The sequence below is a fragment of the Erwinia pyrifoliae DSM 12163 genome (assembly GCF_000026985.1).
Classification (GTDB): Bacteria; Pseudomonadota; Gammaproteobacteria; order Enterobacterales; family Enterobacteriaceae; genus Erwinia; species Erwinia pyrifoliae.
This window is the reverse complement of sequence record NC_017390.1, coordinates 285,719-305,359: the sequence shown is the minus strand read 5'-3', so window position 1 is coordinate 305,359 and position 19,641 is coordinate 285,719. Positions and strand designations below refer to the sequence as shown.

Genomic DNA, 19,641 nt, shown 5'->3' with positions numbered 1-19,641 from the left:
TTCCTATATGCATTCGCTTATTCATAATATTAAAGAGTATTTATTTATATTTTACTTAGTGAAAATATTATTATAAATAGCTCACAATAATTGGCAATGAGGCATGCCACTTCAATATCCCCCAGCTCAGCCCCCCCCCNTATATCCTTAACAGAGCCAACGACTGCCGAGGAGAAATGCGTACTCAAGGAACAGATCACTTCGCCATCTGTTATGGTAGACCAAAATACCGGGATTATATACATTAGCCAGCTGACCAAAGTCAGGTATGCTGTATTTTATTAACCCTGTTACCTTCTTGGCCAAGGCACGATCAGCTATAGGTCACGACAATCGGCAGCGAGGCTTTCCACTCAACTTCTCCTGACGGTAATAAGGCATTCAGCTCGAACTGGATTTTCGAATCACTTGTAATACCGGATACATAATACGCACTATAATCATACTCGCTTGCCGTAAAATCCATCGATGCATAACCAGTTATTTCAGCACCACTATGCGAGAAATTACTGCTAACACCAGGTATCAACATGTTTGCTGTAGCCTCAATCTTATCAATAGGATACGTATGCTGCATACTTTTTGGCAAACCACCAAAAAAACCCTTCCCGCTTGAATAGCTAGCTAAAGCACTTACAGAACCTGCACCATCGCGAGGCTTCCGATACCCCACGCCTATCATGGTAAAAGGGGCCTTAAGGGTACCGATTTTATTGCCATCCATTCCTGTCACCGCGAGAGTCAGTTCGCCAACCCCTTTACTCACTTTGTCAGTACCAACATCACCATTAAAGTCGATCTGCGGATTGAACCCTGCCCCGCCTGTAAACAAGTCTGTGCTCTTAGTACGAATACCGAGAATTGGGATTGCTTTCGTAATTTCAATTTCAGTCACCTTCTGACCGTTCTGAACTTCACCAATCAAATTGGCTGAACCAGAACCTGCCATCACTTCCCATGGCGTTTTCTTCACAGCAGGTTTAAATTTACCACTTAGTTCAATATGACCACCAGCGCCGCTTGCCGTCCATGCCATAGCAGAACCGGAGGCTACCGTTGCTGCCAGCGCTAATGTCATTAGTGTCTTTTTCATTACGATCATTCCTTTTAAAAGAGATTTAATATCTTCCTGGCAAGTCCTTCCGGATTTACCGCAAAGCCACCTCGTACAGTTTTATTTCATATCTTTATTCGCTTATTCATAATATTAAAAATATCTCTGCGTTATATCCGATAAATAATGGTGTACCCTTTCATCTCAGGGTCTTTAATCCCGCTGACTCTGTTTTCAAGAAGCCCGTTCGCCCTCCACCTGCAGCGCTACCTGCAGATTGCCCCGAAAATTCGCCGGAACCTCCAGTTCCGCCGGGGTGTCAGTCCTCAGCTCCACGCTTTCCGCCGCCGCCGGCAACGCTATCACTACATCCACTCCCCGCTGCGTGACGCTGAACGGTACTTTTTTCCCATCAACTACCAGCAAGGCCTTCAGCGTAATCCGCGCCTCCTGTCCGCTTTCCGGCTGTAACTGCTTAATGGTCACCCAAACTGTACCGCCAGATGCTGGCCGACCTTCGGCATTGCTGATAATCAGGCTGTCCGGCAGCCTGTCTGAGGATTCTGCCCGGAACAGTATTGGCTCCGGCAGCGTGCGCGTGACCTTCACCACGCTGTTGCCCTGCACCTGGCCATTCAGCACGCCCAGGTACATCTCCTTTTCTTTGTCGCGGTTGGCCTGCGCTGATGGTGCTGTGCTCAGTACCACCAGCACCATCAGCGTGAACCGGGCTATCTTGTCTTCCATGCGACCACTCCTCATGCTCCGGCCATTTTTTCTTCTGCCTTCTCAGCCGTTTTTACCGGCTGCTTCTGGTTAATTGTCCAGGACTGCAGCTCACCGTAATCATTCAGCGAATTCACCTTCACCACATTAACGTTTACCGCCACTTTGTCCCCCGGCATAAACATCAGCAGCTTCTGTGCCGTATCGCTGTTCACATCCAGCGTCTTACCTGCCGCATCCTGCAGGCTGCCGATGGCATAGATGTAGGGCGTGGTATTCACCAGCATGGTTTTCCCGTCTGGCTGACGCTGCAGGCTAATGCCTTCTTCCGCCCCCTTACGGCCTTCCAGCAGGGCTTTCGGCCGATAGAAGAGTTTCAGTTTAGTGCGCAGTGCAATGGCAATACCACTTCCTTCCAGCGCCGGTGGGATATCCTGCAGGTTAAGCCAGTATATGGACTCCTTATCCCTGGGCAGATGGTCTGACGCCATGATGATACGCAGCGCCTGTTGGCCATTTGGTTTTACTTTAAAAAACGACGGCGTAGCCACAAACGTCGGACGTGTATCTTTCTCCACGATGTTATCCACCCACGCCTGCCCACCGAACATACGCTTCTTGTCGTTGTTCATTATGGTAATGGACAGTGAATCCCTGTCTCCGCGAAAGATATACCGCGTCTGGTCTGTTGCCAGCGATGCCAGCGCGCTGTGGGTCGTCATTGCCAACGCCAGCGTCAATCCCAGTGCGTTCACCCGCTTATCGCAGAAAAGCTGCTTTAATACTGCACCATACTTATTCACACGTTACCTCCTGTAACTTCTCTGTCTCTTGCAGCTTCGCTGCCGGTATTCGGCACTGCCCAAGCATGATATCGCCGGGCACGTCAACCGCGTTAATCATCAGTACACCGTTATTGGCGACAAAACCCAGCGGCGTGGTTTTGCTGTCACGCGCCCAAGTCCCGCCCGCGACGAACGCTCCATCCTTCTGTTTCACCTGTAGCAGGTAGCGGCGCACTTTCAATGCTTCAAAAGGCATCCACACCACCGCCTTGTCCGACGGAACTACCTTCTGACTGGTGGTGTTCAATTCGGTATTTAACGGCAAAGTTCCCGCTTCGACAGTGACCGTGTTCCAGTCATAGCTGCTCAGCGCAACCACCAGGTTGCCGTTGCTATCCGTTTCACCATTAGCAGAAGTCACCTTCACGCCCGGGGTATCTTTCACATTCACCACAGCCACCGTGTCACCCGTGGTGCGACTGAGCACGAAGCCGCCTGCAGCCGGCATGCCCATCACAGAACCATTGGCTGATACCGACCCGCTGGTGCCTCCTGAAGCAGAGTGGTTCAGCGCCCCACTCATCCAGGCTCGCTCACCTGCATAGGAGGCATTCAGATAACTTCTGCTCCCACCGTCACTGTCGCGACCGCCCCCCAAACCGTAGCTGAATCTGTCGCTCAATGACCCAGAGACGCCGCTACTGATGCCTGCTCCGCCCCCGCGACTGCTGCTTATCGACGTACTGCTGCTGTATTTTCGCTCTGACAGCGTAAACGGAATTGAGATCGAAGCAGACAGCGCCCAATTGTTCTCTCCCTTTGAGTTTCTGGAGCCAGAGGTTCCAATGTTCAGGCTTGCCCCTTTAATCTGAGTACCCAGCGTAGCGGTGACTCCCGTCTCCCGACCGTCATTCTCCGCATTGCTGTAACGACCGCTTTGCGGGTAATAGCTCCTTTGCCAGCCCGACATTGAGAGACTAAACATTCCGCCTATTGGCTGGCTGATGCCCCCGTTCCACTCATCCTTGACGCGGCGTCCCGTATTTCCTTCAAGCAACAGCTTCATCGGTTCAAAAGAAGACATCATCTCAAAGGCTTCATCCTGCCTGGACCAGCTCAGCCGCAGCCCGGTGTGGGTCATTTCCAGCTGTTTTGTCCACGCCAGCTGGACTTTATTACCACTGTGGATCGGCTGGTTTTTGTATTTAGCCACCACAGATGCCCCATCTGCTGATATCGCGCCGAGGTGCCCCAATCCAACCACTGCACCGACGCTGCCACCGTGCCAGCGCTGATTAAGCACCCCACCAGCCTGTAGCGTCAGACCGTTAAAACCGTAACCATAAGACGCGGCAAACACTCCACCGTTGAAATGACTGTTAGCGTCCGGTAACCCGGCTGCAATATTGAATTCGTGCTGTCCAGGGCTAAGCTGTCCGCCGATCACCGAGAGAGGGAATACCTGTGTCTGTTCCCTGCCATTCTCGCCTGCTATCTTCATGGTGACGTCCCCACTGTTATACAACGGGACATTCGCAACGGAGAATGGCCCGGCCGGCACCATCTCCGAGTACAACGTGCGGCCGTTCTGGGTCAAAGTCACTCGCGATGGTCCGTTCGCAATTCCCGAGAAGACAGGGGCGTAACCCAGGTTGCCCGGCTTCATGCCGTTATTACGCGAAAAGGACACGCCATACGTTCCCGTGCTGCCCAACAGGCTATTACCGGTCTGAGTTTTACCGACCGCGAGGTCTGCACTGAGCGACCGGATAGCCCGGGTGGCGGTGAACATGTCAATGGAGGTCGCACTGACTCCGCTGTCCCCGCCACTCGCCGTGGCCGTTGAATTAACTACCCAGCGACCGATATTGGCTTTCAGGTCTGCCGAACCGAACGCAGAAGTGTTGCTTCGCCCGGTGTTGGCGTTGGCGTTGTAATTCACCCGAAATGCTGAAGACCCGTAGTCCCACTCCACATTTTCCGGTATTTTCGTCAGCCCTTTCTGCGGAATAGCTAGCGACAAGCTTTGGGTGGAAATATCAAAATCCACCTGCACTGACGGTGCTTTCGACAAGACATAGCACTGTCGGCTCACGTCATACTCTTCGCGAAAGTAATCACGGTTCAGGTATATGCCAGATTTTTCAAGCCAGCTTTGCGCAATGCACAGCGCCTCGGTTTCCTGCGGCGAAACGTCCAGTATCTGCTTTCCGACGTCCTTACTGTTCAACGAGACATCCACCAGATAACGCCCTGGAACATAAGTTCCATTCAACGCAGCCCAAGCTTCCCTATCAATGCCAGCCCCACCCTGAATAAAAGACATGTCCAGCCGATCTTCGGCACGAGCCGCACCACAACCCATAGCCGTTGCGATAGCAAGAGTCAGGCAGAAAGCTCCGTTAAATCGCATATCCTTCTTCACGACAGGCATCATCCTTGAATTCCTTATTGATAAATAACCACAAAGGAGAGTGATCCGCTGTACTCTCCAGACTTAACTTCATGCGGAATAACGGGTTGCGCCCGGAAAGAAAATTGCCCCTTTGCAGCGAAATCCACCGGGTAATTAACTCTGTGTTTTTCCTGCGTCAGGTGCTCCCGGAAATCAGCCTGGGCATCCAAAGCCCGAACCTCCACCCGAATCCCATCCCCGGCACCGCGAGTTACCACGCCTCCGGCGTCAAGCTGCCCCGGGTTACCAAAATCCAAAAAGGCAATTTTACCGGACATAAAGGCGGAGCAGCCCTGTACGGTAGCGCCGGTTTCATACAATCGCACGATGAAATCCCGAGGTGGCACCGAAGCCGCAATGGATTTACGGTAGGTATCAAATAACAGGTGGCTGCCTCTGCCACCTACGGCTTCGACGACCACATGACAGGCAGAAGACACAACATCAGCACTAAATAGCGTGCGTTGTACCATCGTGCCGGGTGCAATAGCGCAGGCTTCACCCGCACCTGCCATCAGCAGAACAATAAATGTGATTGTTTTTTTCATATACCACCCAGAACATCTTAATATTGCATTCCAGTGATTAGCGGCGATTGACGTAATATGGAAAAAATTTGAGAACCTTATGCTAATACAGCCAGATGCCCAAGACCTGTTCCAAAATAGCCCTCATTCAACTCTTGATGTTAACTGACATCCTTTGTTGGCCCCAATAACACTCGTTAATCCCTTAAGTCATAACATAATCTACCGTGACACCCCTTTACTGAAATAATAAAAAATCGTTAGGACGCTATAATTGACCGGTAACTCTGTTCAAGGATGACAAAATATATCAAGCATTATTTTCTTTACGCTTTTTTCGAGGAGCATCATCAGATGCCAGATTGAGACGCCAGGCTTGGATAGCACCCTGAAAAAAACATATTATATAATGCAAATATCACAGACCGGCTTCATCACTCTATATCTCAACACATCTACATCGCTGCCCGCGCACGCTGTGAAACACCTGAAAAATTGAACCTTACTTATTTTTCAAAAAATGAATATCTGTAATATTTCAGTAAATAGATTATTTACTAAACTCACAAGAATGCTACATGAACACCTGTTAAATAAAAAGATATAAAAACTGATCAATGAATCACGTAAAAATTAAAAAACAGATAAAAACATGAAAATTAAAAAAACAATAAGCAGATATATATATCGAAAAAAACATGAACCAGCAGAGATGGGAATATTTTAAATAGAACGGAGGGATGGCGCGACTCACCACTCCTGGTGAGAAGGGTAATAATCGGCAGTTGCTAAACGCCGGAAATAACGTATGGAGAGAGAATTGATAAATACTATTGAAGAATACTGACACATATTATCTGCGATTAGTGAAAACATGCAAATTACATTAAACTGACTCATCGTTGGTTTATGGCTCACTCCAAGCCATGCTTTAGGTGTGAATAAAGGTTCAAGATGACACAACTGATAAGTGATAAGGAATTTTTAGCGAAAGCCTTCAAAAAGCTGGATCTGCCATCCTTCTGTATTGAGAACAGCGTTTTCGAAGAGTGTGTATTTGACCATTGCAACCTTACTTCTGCTCATTTTTTGCACTGCAAATTTACCGAATGCGACTTTCGTTACTGTAATCTGAGCCTGATGGAGATCTCCGCATCGCGCTTTCACCAGGTCAGTTTCCATGAGTGCAAGCTAAGTGGCGTAGACTGGACGCGCGCTTACTGGCCCACCTTCAATCTCGATCCCGGCTTACATTTCAACAAAAGTATTTTAACTGATGCATCCTTTTTTGGTCTGAAGTTACCCGGCGTAAAAATGAATGAGTGCAAACTGCATGAAGTTGATTTCAGAGAGTGCGATCTGGCGGGTGCTGAGATCACGGAGTGCGACCTGTACGGCAGCCTTTTCAATCATACTGACCTGAGCGCAGTGGATCTTACCGACTCATGGGATTTTCGTATCGACGTGCTCAATAACTCTGTCGCAGGCGCTAAATTTTCTCGTCAGGAAGCCGTGACCTTATTGGAAAGTCTGGGTATTGAGCTGGTTGATTGATGTGTGATGGCGTTGGCGCAACCTGGCATCAGTAGTGCTTTTTGCGCCGGGGCGGGATCAAGTCGTGGGGCAAGAAAACGGATATGCAACAAGAGGTATCAGTGAAGGGATATCGGTTCAATAAATAAAACAGAAATGAAGAGGCCTGAGTCCGGTGAAGTACCGAACTCAGGCCCAACTGGCTCATTAACGCAGTTAGCGATTAATCGTTGTCGCGACCACCGAGACCGGCATTCAGCAACTCAGCCAGGCTGGCAGAAGCTTCGTCCGCAGTAACCTGCGGCACCACTGGCGCTTCACCCGCTGCTTTACGACGCATACGATCCTGATGATAAGCGTAGCCGGTACCGGCTGGGATCAGACGGCCAACGATAACGTTCTCTTTCAGGCCGCGCAGTTCGTCGCGTTTGCCCGCAACGGCTGCTTCGGTCAGTACGCGCGTGGTTTCCTGGAACGAGGCCGCAGAGATAAACGACTCGGTTGCCAGAGAAGCCTTGGTGATACCCAGCAGATCGCGTGCAAAGGTCGCTGCGATTTTGCCGTTGGATTCCAGATCGCGGTTAGAGATCTTAACGCGAGAGAATTCAACCTGCTCACCGTCGAGGAAGTCAGAGCTTCCCGCGCTTTCGATGGTTGCTTTACGCAACATCTGACGCACGATAACTTCGATGTGCTTATCGTTAATCTTAACGCCCTGCAGGCGGTAAACTTCCTGCACTTCGTTAGTGATATAACGCGTCACCGCATGCACGCCACGCAGACGCAGAATGTCATGTGGGGATTCCGGGCCATCGGAAACCACGTCACCGCGCTCTACGCGTTCACCTTCGAACACGTTCAGCTGACGCCATTTCGGGATCATCTCTTCGTAATGATCGCTTCCGTCGATCGGCGTGATCACCAGGCGACGCTTCCCTTTGGTTTCTTTACCGAAGGAAATGATGCCGCTGATCTCAGCCAGGATTGCCGGCTCTTTCGGACGACGGGCTTCGAACAGGTCAGCAACGCGTGGCAGACCACCGGTAATATCCTTAGTACCGCCTGATTCCTGAGGAACACGCGCCAGGGTATCACCCGAACTGATCTTGATGCCATCTTCCAGCTGGACAATCGCTTTACCCGGTAGGAAGTACTGAGCAGGCATATCGGAGCCTGGGATCATCACATCATTGCCGTTAGCATCAACGATTTTCAGCGCCGGACGCAGATCCTTACCGCCGGCAGTACGTTCCGCACTGTCCAGAATCACCAGAGAAGACAGACCGGTCAGGTCATCCGTCTGGCGGGTAATGGTCTGGCCATCAATCATGTCGGTGAAGCGAATGAAACCGCTCACTTCGGTGATAACCGGCATGGTGTGTGGATCCCAGTTGGCGACGGTTTCGCCCGCTGCAACCTGCTCGCCGTCACCTTTCGCCATGGTAGAACCATAAGGAACTTTGTAGCTCTCTTTGGTACGACCAAATTCGTCGATCATTTTCAGTTCAACGTTACGCGAGGTGATCACCAGCTTGCCAGCGGAGTTGGTTACCGACTTGGCGTTGATCAGCTTCAGGGTACCTTTGTTCTTCACCTGAATGCTGGATTCAGCTGCCGCACGCGATGCCGCGCCACCGATGTGGAAGGTACGCATCGTCAGCTGTGTACCCGGCTCACCGATGGACTGTGCTGCGATAACGCCGATAGCCTCACCTTTGTTGATGATGTGGCCACGCGCCAGGTCACGACCGTAGCAGTGTGCGCACACGCCGAAGTCAGTTTCGCAGCTTACTACGGAGCGGACTTTCAGGCTGTCAACCGAGTGCTCTTCCAACAGGTCACACTGCTGTTCGTGCAGCAGGGTGTTACGTGGCAGCAGGATATCAGCAGTGCCCGGCTTGAGAACGTCTTCTGCGGTCACACGACCCAGTACGCGCTCGCGCAGCGGCTCTTTCACGTCGCCACCTTCGATAACCGGAGTCATCATGATGCCTTCGTGCGTACCACAGTCATCTTCAGTCACCACCAGGTCCTGCGCAACGTCAACCAGACGACGAGTCAGATAACCGGAGTTCGCCGTTTTCAGTGCGGTATCCGCCAGACCTTTACGCGCACCGTGCGTGGAGATGAAGTACTGGAGTACGTTCAGACCTTCACGGAAGTTCGCGGTGATTGGCGTTTCGATGATCGAGCCATCTGGCTTCGCCATCAGACCACGCATACCTGCCAGCTGACGGATCTGCGCCGCAGAACCACGCGCACCGGAGTCGGCCATCATAAAGATGCTGTTGAAGGAAACCTGACGCTCTTCCACGCCGTCGCGGTTGATGACCACTTCGGTAGAGAGGTTTTCCATCATCGCTTTAGCAACGCGTTCGTTGGCCGCAGCCCAGATATCGATCACTTTGTTATAGCGCTCGCCAGCGGTAACCAGACCAGACTGGAACTGCTGCTGGATCTCAGCCACTTCCGCTTCCGCTTCGGTGATGATTTCCACTTTCTTCTCTGGGATAACCATGTCGTCGATACCAACAGACGCGCCCGAGCGTGCCGCATAGGCAAAGCCGGTGTACATGGTCTGGTCAGCAAAGATAACGGTCGGCTTCAGCCCCAGGATGCGGTAACAGGTATTCAGCATCCTGGAGATAGCTTTCTTGCCCAGCGCCTGGTTGACGATAGAGTAAGGCAGACCTTTTGGCACGATCATCCACAGGATAGCGCGGCCGATAGTGGTGTCGACGATGCTGGTCCTGGCAACCCACTCATCCTGCTCGTTTTTCTCGTGTTCGGTGATACGCACCTTAACGCGAGCGTGCAGCGAAGCGAGGCCGGCGCGGTAAACGCGTTCAGCTTCTTTCGGCCCGGTCAGCACCATGCCTTCGCCTTTGGCGTTAACACAGTCGCGGGTCATATAGTACAGACCCAGTACCACGTCCTGAGAAGGAACGATGATTGGCTCACCGTTCGCAGGAGACAGGATGTTGTTGGTAGACATCATCAACGCACGCGCTTCCAGCTGGGCTTCCAGCGTCAGCGGTACGTGAACAGCCATCTGGTCACCATCGAAGTCGGCGTTATAGGCCGCACAAACCAGTGGGTGCAGCTGGATAGCTTTACCTTCGATCAGTACCGGTTCAAACGCCTGGATACCCAAACGGTGCAGGGTTGGTGCACGGTTCAGCAGTACCGGGTGTTCGCGGATCACTTCATCCAGGATATCCCAGACGACGGATTCTTCGCGCTCAACCATTTTCTTGGCGGCTTTAATGGTGGTAGCAAGACCACGCAGCTCCAGCTTGCCGTAGATAAACGGTTTGAACAGCTCCAGCGCCATTTTCTTCGGCAGACCACACTGGTGCAGACGCAGGTATGGACCTACGGTGATAACCGAACGACCGGAATAGTCGACACGTTTACCCAGCAGGTTCTGACGGAAACGACCCTGCTTACCTTTGATCATATCGGCCAAAGATTTCAGCGGACGCTTGTTAGAACCGGTGATCGCACGACCGCGACGGCCGTTATCCAGCAGCGCATCGACCGCTTCCTGCAGCATACGTTTTTCGTTACGTACGATGATATCTGGCGCAGCCAGATCCAGCAGGCGTTTCAGACGGTTGTTACGGTTAATAACGCGGCGATACAGATCGTTCAGATCCGATGTTGCGAAACGACCGCCGTCCAGCGGCACCAGCGGACGCAGATCCGGTGGCAGTACCGGCAGCACGGTCAGGATCATCCACTCTGGCTTGTTACCAGATTGAACGAACGCTTCCAGCAGCTTGATACGCTTGGTCAGCTTTTTACGCTTGGTTTCGGAGTTAGTTTCGTTCAGCTCTTCACGCAGCTGCTCGCACTCCTGCTCCAGGTCCATGTTTTTCAACAGGGCCTGGATCGCTTCCGCACCCATTTTCGCGTCGAATTCATCACCAAACTCTTCCAGCGCGTCGAGATACTGCTCTTCAGTCAGGATCTGGCGCTTTTCAAGGTTGGTCATACCGCCTTCAATCACTACGTAAGACTCGAAGTACAGCACGCGTTCGATGTCACGCAGCGGCATATCCAGCAGCAAACCGATGCGCGAAGGCAGCGATTTCAGGAACCAGATGTGCGCAGTTGGCGAGGCCAGCTCAATGTGACCCATGCGCTCACGGCGAACTTTGGTCTGCGTGACTTCAACGCCACACTTCTCACAGATCACACCGCGATGCTTCAGGCGCTTGTACTTACCGCACAGGCACTCGTAGTCTTTTACCGGCCCGAAAATACGCGCACAGAAAAGGCCGTCACGTTCAGGCTTGAACGTACGGTAGTTAATGGTTTCCGGCTTTTTAACTTCACCAAAAGACCATGAACGGATCATATCTGGTGATGCCAGAGCGATCTTGATCGCATCAAACTCTTCAGTCTTAGTTTGCGCTTTCAGAAACTTAAGTAAGTCTTTCACGGATTAGCTCCCGTCGGAGTGAGACTTCTCAGAGACGCCCGGAGTGACCCGGGCATCCTGTAACCAGTACAGCAGATGCGAGTAATTACTCGTCTTCCAGCTCGATGTTGATACCCAGCGAGCGGATCTCTTTCAACAGTACGTTGAAGGATTCCGGCATGCCCGGTTCCATCTGATGGTTACCGTCGACGATGTTTTTATACATCTTCGTACGGCCATTGACGTCATCAGACTTCACGGTCAACATTTCCTGCAGGGTATACGCGGCACCGTATGCTTCCAGTGCCCATACTTCCATCTCACCGAAGCGCTGACCACCGAACTGCGCTTTACCACCCAACGGCTGCTGAGTAACAAGGCTGTAAGAACCGGTAGAACGTGCATGCATTTTGTCATCAACCAGGTGGTTCAGTTTCAGCATGTACATGTAGCCAACGGTAACCTGGCGTTCGAACTGCTCACCGGTACGACCATCGAACAGGGTGATCTGACCGGAAGAAGGCAGGCCGCCAAGCTGTAACAGCTCTTTGATTTCGCTCTCTTTCGCACCATCAAACACCGGAGTGGCGATTGGCATACCTTTTTTCAGGTTTTCTGCCAGACGCAGCACTTCGTCGTCAGTGAAGGTGTTCAGGTCAACTTTCTGGCGCACGTCGGTACCCAGATCGTAAGCACGCTGAATAAACTCGCGCAGCCTGGACACGTCTTCCTGCTTCTTAAGCATGGCGTTGATTTTCTCGCCGATGCCCTTAGCAGCCATACCCAGGTGGGTTTCGAGGATCTGACCGATGTTCATACGTGAAGGTACGCCCAGCGGGTTCAGTACGATATCGACCGGCGTACCGTTCTCATCGTAAGGCATATCTTCGATCGGGTTGATCTTGGAGATAACACCTTTGTTCCCGTGACGACCTGCCATTTTGTCACCAGGCTGAATCTGACGTTTAACCGCCAGATACACTTTAACGATTTTCAGCACGCCTGGTGCCAGGTCATCGCCCTGAGTGATTTTGCGGCGCTTGGCATCAAGTTTTTTCTCAAACTCGTGCTTCAGCTCATCGTACTGCTCGGCCAGCTGTTCCAGCTGGTTTTGCTTATCTTCATCGGTCAGGCCCAGTTCCAGCCAGCGCTCGCGTGGCAGCTTGTCCAGTTTTTCCGCTTCAATACCGCCTGAAACCAGCAGGTAGTTGATACGGCTGAACAGGCCAGCTTCGAGGATCTGCAATTCTTCAGACAGGTCTTTCTTCGCCTGCTTCAGCTGCATCTCTTCGATTTCCAGCGCGCGTTTGTCTTTTTCCACACCGTCACGGGTGAAGACCTGAACGTCGATAACGGTACCTGAAACGCCGTTCGGTACACGCAGAGAAGAGTCCTTAACGTCAGACGCTTTCTCACCGAAAATAGCGCGCAGCAGTTTCTCTTCTGGCGTCAGCTGGGTTTCACCTTTCGGCGTTACCTTACCGACCAGAATGTCACCACCGGTTACTTCAGCACCGATATAGACGATACCGGACTCATCCAGTTTGGAGAGCGCGGCTTCACCCACGTTCGGGATATCAGCGGTGATCTCTTCCGGCCCCAGCTTGGTGTCACGCGACACGCAGGCCAGTTCCTGAATGTGGATAGTGGTAAAGCGATCTTCCTGTACCACGCGCTCGGAGACTAAGATGGAGTCTTCGAAGTTGTAGCCGTTCCACGGCATGAACGCCACGCGCATATTCTGACCCAGTGCCAGTTCGCCAAGGTCGGTTGAAGGACCATCAGCCAGCACGTCACCGCGTTCAATCGGTTCACCCAGGTTGACACACGGCATCTGGTTGATGCAGGTGTTCTGGTTAGAACGGGTGTATTTGGTCAGATTGTAAATGTCGATACCGGCTTCGCCCGGGTACATTTCGTCTTCGTTAACTTTAATAACGATACGCGATGCATCAACGTACTGAACGGTACCACCACGTTTCGCTACGGCAGTGACGCCGGAGTCGACCGCTACCGCGCGTTCCATACCGGTTCCTACCAGCGGCTTATCAGCACGCAGAGTAGGTACCGCCTGACGTTGCATGTTTGCACCCATCAATGCGCGGTTGGCGTCATCGTGTTCCAGGAACGGGATCAGTGACGCACCGACGGAAACCACCTGCTGGGTGGAAACGTCCATGTAGTCAACCTGATCGCGGCTGAACAGGCTCGATTCGCCTTTGCTACGGCAGGTCACCAGGTCGTCTACGAAGTGGCCTTCGTCGTCGAGGTTGGTGTTTGCCTGAGCGATAACGTAGTTACCCTCTTCAATGGCAGAGAGGTAATGAATTTCGTCGGTCACCACGCCATCGCGCACGCGGCGGTATGGGGTTTCCAGGAAACCGTACTCGTTGGTCTGTGCATACACAGACAAGGAGTTGATCAGACCGATGTTTGGACCTTCTGGCGTTTCGATTGGACATACGCGACCGTAGTGAGTCGGGTGTACGTCTCGCACTTCGAAGCCTGCACGCTCACGCGTCAGACCGCCCGGGCCGAGTGCAGAGATACGACGTTTGTGCGTAATCTCAGACAACGGGTTGTTCTGGTCCATAAACTGTGACAGCTGGCTGGAACCGAAGAACTCTTTCACTGCCGCAGAAATTGGCTTGGCGTTGATCATGTCCTGAGGCATCAGGGTATCCAGATCGCCCAAAGACAGACGCTCTTTCACCGCACGCTCTACGCGCACTAAGCCAACACGGAACTGGTTCTCGGCCATTTCGCCAACGGAACGGATACGACGGTTGCCGAGGTGATCGATATCATCCACTTCGCCAATACCGTTACGGATACCGATGAGCTTCTTCATCACCTGAATGATGTCGTCTTTGCTCAGGATGCCGGAACCTTCGATCTCGTCACGCAGCAGAGAACGGTTGAACTTCATACGACCCACCGCAGACAGATCGTAGCGGTCTTCAGAGAAGAACAGGTTCTCAAACAGGTTTTCAGCCGCTTCACGCGTTGGTGGTTCACCAGGACGCATCATGCGGTAGATCTCGACCAGTGCGCTCAGGCGATCGCTGGTTGGGTCGACGCGTACGGTTTCAGAGATGTACGGGCCGTGATCCAGGTCATTGGTGAACAGCGTTTCGATGCGCTTGTGGCCTGACTGGCTCAGTTTGGCCAGCAGATCCAGCGACAGCTCCATGTTTGCTGCAATCAGCAGCTCACCGGTGCTCTCGTCGATATAGTCTTTAGCAACAACTTTACCTGCGATGTACTCAACCGGAACTTCGATATGAGCAACAGCATCTTTTTCCAGCTGGCGAATATGACGCGCGGTAATACGACGACCTTTTTCGACGTAAACGGTGCCGTTCGACTCAATGTCAAATGACGCAGTTTCACCACGCAGGCGCTCCGGAACCAGTTCCATCTGCAGCTTGTTGTCGCGAATTTGGTAAACCACTTTTTCGAAGAACAGATCGAGGATTTGCTCAGTGGTGTAATTCAGCGCGCGCAGAATGATGGTCGCAGGCAGTTTGCGGCGACGGTCAATACGGACGAACAGGTTGTCTTTCGGGTCGAACTCGAAGTCCAACCATGAACCACGGTAAGGGATGATACGTGCGTTATAAAGCACTTTACCCGATGAGTGGGTTTTACCCTTATCGCTGTCGAAGAACACACCAGGACTACGATGCAGCTGAGAAACGATAACGCGTTCTGTACCATTGATGACAAAGGTACCGTTATCGGTCATGAGTGGAATTTCACCCATGTATACTTCTTGTTCTTTGATGTCTTTAACGGTGCCTTCCGGCGCTTCGCGCTCGTAGATCACCAGGCGCAGCTTAACGCGCAGAGGGGCAGAGAACGTGACGCCACGAATCTGACACTCTTTAACATCAAATACAGGTTCGCCTAAACGGTAGCTGACGTACTGCAGCTCAGAATTACCGCTATAGCTTTGGATCGGGAATACGGAACGGAATGCCGCTTCCAGTCCATGTTGACCTTCCGGATCTTGCTCGATGAACTTCTGGAACGAGTCAAGCTGGATAGAAAGGAGATAAGGAATGTCCAGAACTTGTGGACGTTTTCCAAAATCCTTACGAATACGTTTTTTCTCGGTATAGGAGTAAACCATGGGGTTCCTCAGCTCGCTGAAAAGTAGAACCTTTCTGTCCGTCCAGCGGGGACAGTTCATGCAACGCTGTTTTGTCTAGTGCGAAGGGCAAGACGCCTTTCGTAATACCTCTTTCTATCACGCTTAAATCATTTCATTGCCGTTGTCTGGGCAGGGAACCCATGCAGGAGGGCAGTATATTAAGTCGTCGATAGAGAAAGATATTAAGCTAATCAATGACTAAACAGTGTGAAAGATCATTGATGCTGTAGAGCGCAAAAAGGCTGGTGACCAAAAAGTCACCAGCCATCAGCCTGGTAAATACTACAACCAGGCTGCAACCTGAAAGGTTGGCTTATTTAACTTCAACTTCTGCGCCAGCTTCTTCCAGTACTTTCTTCAGTGCTTCTGCGTCGTCTTTGCTGATGCCTTCTTTCAAGGCAGCAGGTGCAGACTCAACCAGATCTTTAGCTTCTTTCAGGCCCAGACCGGTTGCGCCACGTACTGCTTTGATCACGGCAACTTTGTTAGCGCCGATAGCTTTCAGTACCACGTCGAACTCGGTTTTCTCTTCTACAGCTTCAGCAGCAGCAGCAGGACCTGCAACAGCAGCAGCCGCTGACACGCCGAATTTCTCTTCCATAGCGGAGATCAGTTCAACGATTTCCATTACAGACAGAGCTGCAACGCCTTCAATGATTTGGTCTTTAGTGATTGACATTTCGTGTTCCTAAATTCAGAAAGTAATTTGTACGTAAGCAAGTGAACGGAAAAGAAAGGCCTGCTGATTAAGCAGCAGTAGCTTCTTTCTGATCGCGTACAGCAGCCAGAGTGCGAACCAGTTTGCCGGCAGCGGCTTCTTTCATGGTTGCCATCAGGCGTGCGATTGCTTCATCGTAAGTAGGCAGAGTTGCCAGGCGGTCGATCTGAGCCGCACTGATCAGCTCGCCTTCAAAGGCTGCAGCTTTAACCTCGAATTTTGCATTCGCTTTCGCGAACTCTTTGAACAGACGAGCAGCAGCGCCCGGGTGTTCCATAGAGTATGCAATCAAGGTTGGACCGGTTAACGTGTCTTTCAGGCACTCAAACTGAGTACCTTCAACGACGCGGCGCAGCAGGGTGTTACGAACAACACGCATGTATACGCCAGCTTCACGACCTGCTTTACGCAGTTCGGTCATTTTATCTACGGTAACGCCACGAGAATCCGCAACTACCGCAGACAGCGCGCCTTTGGCTACTTCGCTGACTTCAGCAACAATCGCTTGTTTGTCTTGAAGATTTAAGGCCATTAGCTTGTGCTCCTGGATTTTTGGCCGGGGATGGATTTCCCCGGAACTCACTTCACCTGAACCCTGTTGCCAGAGACAGGCGCTAAAACACGGTGAGCAGAATCCAGCAAAGACTATTAAAATATTCTTTTGGTTCTGTCACCGTCTACGCAGGAGATTAAGCTTCAAGTTAATGAAACACCTGCGGTCTTGGACGGAGGCCTGGATAAGGCCAGGCTCCAACCTAAAATTTGTGCTAATGCGTGGTCACTTAATAGCTGCTTTATTACAACGTGAATGACCCGATTAGAGGTTCTGTATATTTACAGAACAACGGGCGTAAGATTCTAGGTGAAAAATACGCCCGAGTAAAGCACAGATTAGGCAGCAGAAGCGTTCAGGCCAGCCTGATCGACTGCAACACCTGCACCCATAGTGGTGGAGATGCTCACTTTCTTGATGAAAACGCCTTTCGCCTGTGATGGTTTCGCTTTTTTCAGCGCAACCAGCAGGGATTCCAGGTTCTCTTTCAGTTTATCTGTGTCGAAATCAACCTTACCGATAGTGGTATGGATGATGCCGTTTTTGTCGTTACGGTAACGAACCTGACCGGCTTTAGCATTTTTCACTGCTTCAGCAACGTTAGGTGTTACGGTACCGACTTTCGGGTTTGGCATCAGACCGCGTGGGCCAAGAACCTGGCCCAGCTGGCCAACAACGCGCATTGCATCTGGAGATGCAATCACAACGTCGAAGTTCATTTCGCCTTTTTTGATCTGGTCTGCCAGATCTTCCATACCTACCAGTTCAGCGCCGGCTGCTTTAGCAGCTTCAGCGTTTGCGCCCTGGGCAAATACGGCAACGCGAACAGAACGGCCAGTACCGTGTGGCAGTACGGTTGCACCGCGTACGTTCTGGTCAGATTTACGGGCATCAATTCCGAGGTTTACCGCTACGTCAACGCTTTCAACGAACTTGGCAGTAGCCAGTTCCTTCAGCAGAGCAACAGCTTCGTTGATGTCATACTGTTTAGTTGCATCAACTTTGTCACGGATCACGCGCATGCGCTTGGTCAGCTTAGCCATTTCTTAGTCCTCTACTACCAGGCCCATGGAACGAGCAGTACCTTCAATTGAGCGAGTCATCGCTTCAATGTCAGCACCAGTCATGTCCGCAGCTTTGGTTTCTGCGATTTCACGTACCTGAGCACGCGATATTTTACCTACTTTGTCTTTGTTCGGCTTGCCAGAACCAGACTTGATACCAGCCGCTTTCTTCAGCAGTACTGCTGCAGGAGGGGTCTTGGTAACGAAGGTGAAAGAACGGTCAGAGTAAACGGTGATGACGACAGGAGTCGGCAGACCTTTCTCAAGGGATTCTGTTTTGGCGTTGAACGCTTTACAGAATTCCATGATGTTAACGCCTTGCTGACCCAGAGCCGGACCTACCGGAGGACTTGGGTTTGCCATACCAGCTGCAACCTGCAACTTAACGTAGGCTTGTACTTTCTTAGCCATGATAATTCCTCTATTGGGTGATAACGCTCCTGGAGGAGCTCCCCGTGATTAATATTCACACGCTGTCACAGCGCATAAAAACAAAAGGCGCGAAATTGTAGTGCAATTTCGCGCCTCTCGCAACCACCTGATGACGGGCAGTTGGTTATTTTTATGCCACTGACCGTTTAGCCGTCAGAGCCATTAGCCCTTTTCCACCTGACCGAAGTCCAACTCAACCGGTGTTGCACGGCCAAAGATGGAAACAGACACTTTCAGGCGGCTTTTCTCGTAGTCGACTTCTTCCACCACGCCGTTAAAGTCAGCAAACGGACCGTCGTTAACGCGCACCATTTCTCCTGGCTCAAACAGAGTTTTAGGGCGCGGCTTATCACCAACCTGCTGCAGGCGGTTCATGATAGCGTCAACTTCTTTGTCGCTAATCGGTGCCGGCCGATCGGAAGTACCACCGATAAAGCCCATCACGCGTGGCACGCTGCGCACCAGGTGCCAGCTGGCATCGTTCATCACCATCTGAACCAGCACGTATCCGGGGAAGAACTTACGCTCGCTTTTGCGGCGCTGGCCACCACGGATCTCAACCACCTCTTCGGTGGGAACCATGACGTCGCCAAACAGCTCTTCCATGTTATGTAACTTGATATGCTCGCGCAGCGATTGTGCTACGCGGCCTTCAAAACCGGAAAACGCCTGAACGACGTACCAGCGCTTTTTTGGAGCTTCAGACATCTCAGAACCTCAGGCCAGTGATAAACGATACGAGGCGAACCAGAATACCATCCAGTCCCCACAAAATCAGTGACATCACGGCAGTCACCGCAGCAACGATTAACGTGGTGTGCAACGTTTCCTGACGAGTAGGCCAGACGACTTTACGCACTTCAGTGCGTGCTTCGCGGGCGAAAGCCAACGTTGCTTTACCCTTGACGGTCAACAGGGCAAGGCCAGCTGCTGCTGCCATCAGGACGACGACAGCCAGTGCACGCAGCGGTAATGTGACATCGCGATACCAGGAGTTGCCGGCGACAGCGGCCACCAGAAGCACCACAACACCTAACCACTTCAACACTTCCAGGCCGCGCCCGTTTCCTTGAGCTTGTGTATTAGCACTCATAAACCAACCTGCCACAATAAATCAGAAACACTTTTGCCTCGTAAAACGAGGCAACCGAACCGAATGATGCTGTTAGGCTTAACTCGGCATATCCTTTAATTTCAAGCCGTAGCTTGAAA

General features: G+C 51.6%; 14 protein-coding genes. 1 reads left to right on the top strand and 13 read right to left on the bottom strand.

Annotated features, from left to right (window positions below; all coding sequences use genetic code 11):
• Positions 1-313: 313 nt before the first annotated feature.
• The 5 genes from EPYR_RS01395 to EPYR_RS01375 all read right to left on the bottom strand — a co-directional run bounded on the left by EPYR_RS01395 (position 314) and on the right by EPYR_RS01375 (position 5,568).
• A complete protein-coding gene (locus EPYR_RS01395) occupies positions 314-1,093 on the bottom strand; it encodes a F4 family fimbrial subunit (RefSeq protein ID WP_012666633.1) in 780 nt (259 codons plus the stop codon).
• A gap of 195 nt (positions 1,094-1,288) precedes the next feature.
• On the bottom strand, positions 1,289-1,801 hold the full coding sequence (locus EPYR_RS01390) for a DUF5462 family protein (protein WP_012666632.1): 513 nt from the start codon (positions 1,799-1,801) through the stop codon (positions 1,289-1,291).
• An 11-nt stretch (positions 1,802-1,812) separates the two neighbouring features.
• Complete coding sequence (locus tag EPYR_RS01385; protein WP_012666631.1) at positions 1,813-2,583, bottom strand: fimbria/pilus periplasmic chaperone; 771 nt, start codon at positions 2,581-2,583, stop codon at positions 1,813-1,815.
• Complete coding sequence (gene faeD / locus EPYR_RS01380) at positions 2,576-4,930, bottom strand: F4 (K88) fimbrial usher FaeD (RefSeq protein WP_231839708.1); 2,355 nt, start codon at positions 4,928-4,930, stop codon at positions 2,576-2,578. The genes EPYR_RS01385 and faeD overlap by 8 nt, the downstream gene beginning before the upstream one ends.
• An 83-nt stretch (positions 4,931-5,013) precedes the next feature.
• Entirely contained in the window at positions 5,014-5,568 is a 555-nt protein-coding gene (locus EPYR_RS01375) for a fimbrial protein (RefSeq protein ID WP_012666629.1), read from the bottom strand.
• A gap of 933 nt (positions 5,569-6,501) precedes the next feature.
• Between EPYR_RS01375 and EPYR_RS01370 the strand changes: the two genes are divergently transcribed.
• Entirely contained in the window at positions 6,502-7,101 is a 600-nt protein-coding gene (locus EPYR_RS01370) for a pentapeptide repeat-containing protein (protein ID WP_012666628.1), read from the top strand.
• Between the two features lie 202 nt (positions 7,102-7,303).
• Here EPYR_RS01370 and rpoC read toward each other — a convergent pair whose 3' ends face one another.
• The 8 genes from rpoC to secE form a co-directional block, all read right to left on the bottom strand.
• Positions 7,304-11,527 (bottom strand): DNA-directed RNA polymerase subunit beta', encoded by a 4,224-nt coding sequence (gene rpoC, locus EPYR_RS01365; RefSeq protein WP_012666627.1) that lies wholly within the window; start codon positions 11,525-11,527, stop codon positions 7,304-7,306.
• An 85-nt stretch (positions 11,528-11,612) separates the two neighbouring features.
• The gene (rpoB, locus tag EPYR_RS01360; RefSeq protein ID WP_012666626.1) at positions 11,613-15,641 is read right to left on the bottom strand and encodes a DNA-directed RNA polymerase subunit beta; all 4,029 of its coding nucleotides are present in this window, start codon (positions 15,639-15,641) and stop codon (positions 11,613-11,615) included.
• A 334-nt stretch (positions 15,642-15,975) separates the two neighbouring features.
• A complete protein-coding gene (rplL, locus tag EPYR_RS01355; protein WP_004154989.1) occupies positions 15,976-16,341 on the bottom strand; it encodes a 50S ribosomal protein L7/L12 in 366 nt (121 codons plus the stop codon).
• 67 nt (positions 16,342-16,408) lie between these two features.
• Positions 16,409-16,912 (bottom strand): 50S ribosomal protein L10, encoded by a 504-nt coding sequence (gene rplJ / locus EPYR_RS01350; protein ID WP_012439923.1) that lies wholly within the window; start codon positions 16,910-16,912, stop codon positions 16,409-16,411.
• A 359-nt stretch (positions 16,913-17,271) separates the two neighbouring features.
• A complete protein-coding gene (gene rplA, locus EPYR_RS01345; protein ID WP_012666625.1) occupies positions 17,272-17,976 on the bottom strand; it encodes a 50S ribosomal protein L1 in 705 nt (234 codons plus the stop codon).
• Positions 17,977-17,979: 3 nt separating this feature from the next.
• Positions 17,980-18,408 (bottom strand): 50S ribosomal protein L11, encoded by a 429-nt coding sequence (rplK, locus tag EPYR_RS01340; RefSeq protein ID WP_012666624.1) that lies wholly within the window; start codon positions 18,406-18,408, stop codon positions 17,980-17,982.
• A gap of 183 nt (positions 18,409-18,591) precedes the next feature.
• Positions 18,592-19,137, bottom strand: coding sequence for a transcription termination/antitermination protein NusG (gene nusG / locus EPYR_RS01335; protein WP_012439920.1), 546 nt, complete (start codon positions 19,135-19,137; stop codon positions 18,592-18,594).
• Position 19,138: 1 nt separating this feature from the next.
• Positions 19,139-19,522 (bottom strand): preprotein translocase subunit SecE, encoded by a 384-nt coding sequence (gene secE, locus EPYR_RS01330; protein ID WP_014538449.1) that lies wholly within the window; start codon positions 19,520-19,522, stop codon positions 19,139-19,141.
• Positions 19,523-19,641 lie beyond the last annotated feature (119 nt).

Coding starts and splice junctions, on each gene's coding strand:
- EPYR_RS01395 (WP_012666633.1), bottom strand. CDS start 1,093: ATGAAAAAGACACTAATGACATTAGCGCTGGCAGCAACGGTAGCCTCC.
- EPYR_RS01390 (WP_012666632.1), bottom strand. CDS start 1,801: ATGGAAGACAAGATAGCCCGGTTCACGCTGATGGTGCTGGTGGTACTG.
- faeD (WP_231839708.1), bottom strand. CDS start 4,930: ATGGGTTGTGGTGCGGCTCGTGCCGAAGATCGGCTGGACATGTCTTTT.
- EPYR_RS01375 (WP_012666629.1), bottom strand. CDS start 5,568: ATGAAAAAAACAATCACATTTATTGTTCTGCTGATGGCAGGTGCGGGT.
- EPYR_RS01370 (WP_012666628.1), top strand. CDS start 6,502: ATGACACAACTGATAAGTGATAAGGAATTTTTAGCGAAAGCCTTCAAA.
- rpoB (WP_012666626.1), bottom strand. CDS start 15,641: ATGGTTTACTCCTATACCGAGAAAAAACGTATTCGTAAGGATTTTGGA.
- rplL (WP_004154989.1), bottom strand. CDS start 16,341: ATGTCAATCACTAAAGACCAAATCATTGAAGGCGTTGCAGCTCTGTCT.
- rplJ (WP_012439923.1), bottom strand. CDS start 16,912: ATGGCCTTAAATCTTCAAGACAAACAAGCGATTGTTGCTGAAGTCAGC.
- rplA (WP_012666625.1), bottom strand. CDS start 17,976: ATGGCTAAGCTGACCAAGCGCATGCGCGTGATCCGTGACAAAGTTGAT.
- rplK (WP_012666624.1), bottom strand. CDS start 18,408: ATGGCTAAGAAAGTACAAGCCTACGTTAAGTTGCAGGTTGCAGCTGGT.
- nusG (WP_012439920.1), bottom strand. CDS start 19,137: ATGTCTGAAGCTCCAAAAAAGCGCTGGTACGTCGTTCAGGCGTTTTCC.
- secE (WP_014538449.1), bottom strand. CDS start 19,522: ATGAGTGCTAATACACAAGCTCAAGGAAACGGGCGCGGCCTGGAAGTG.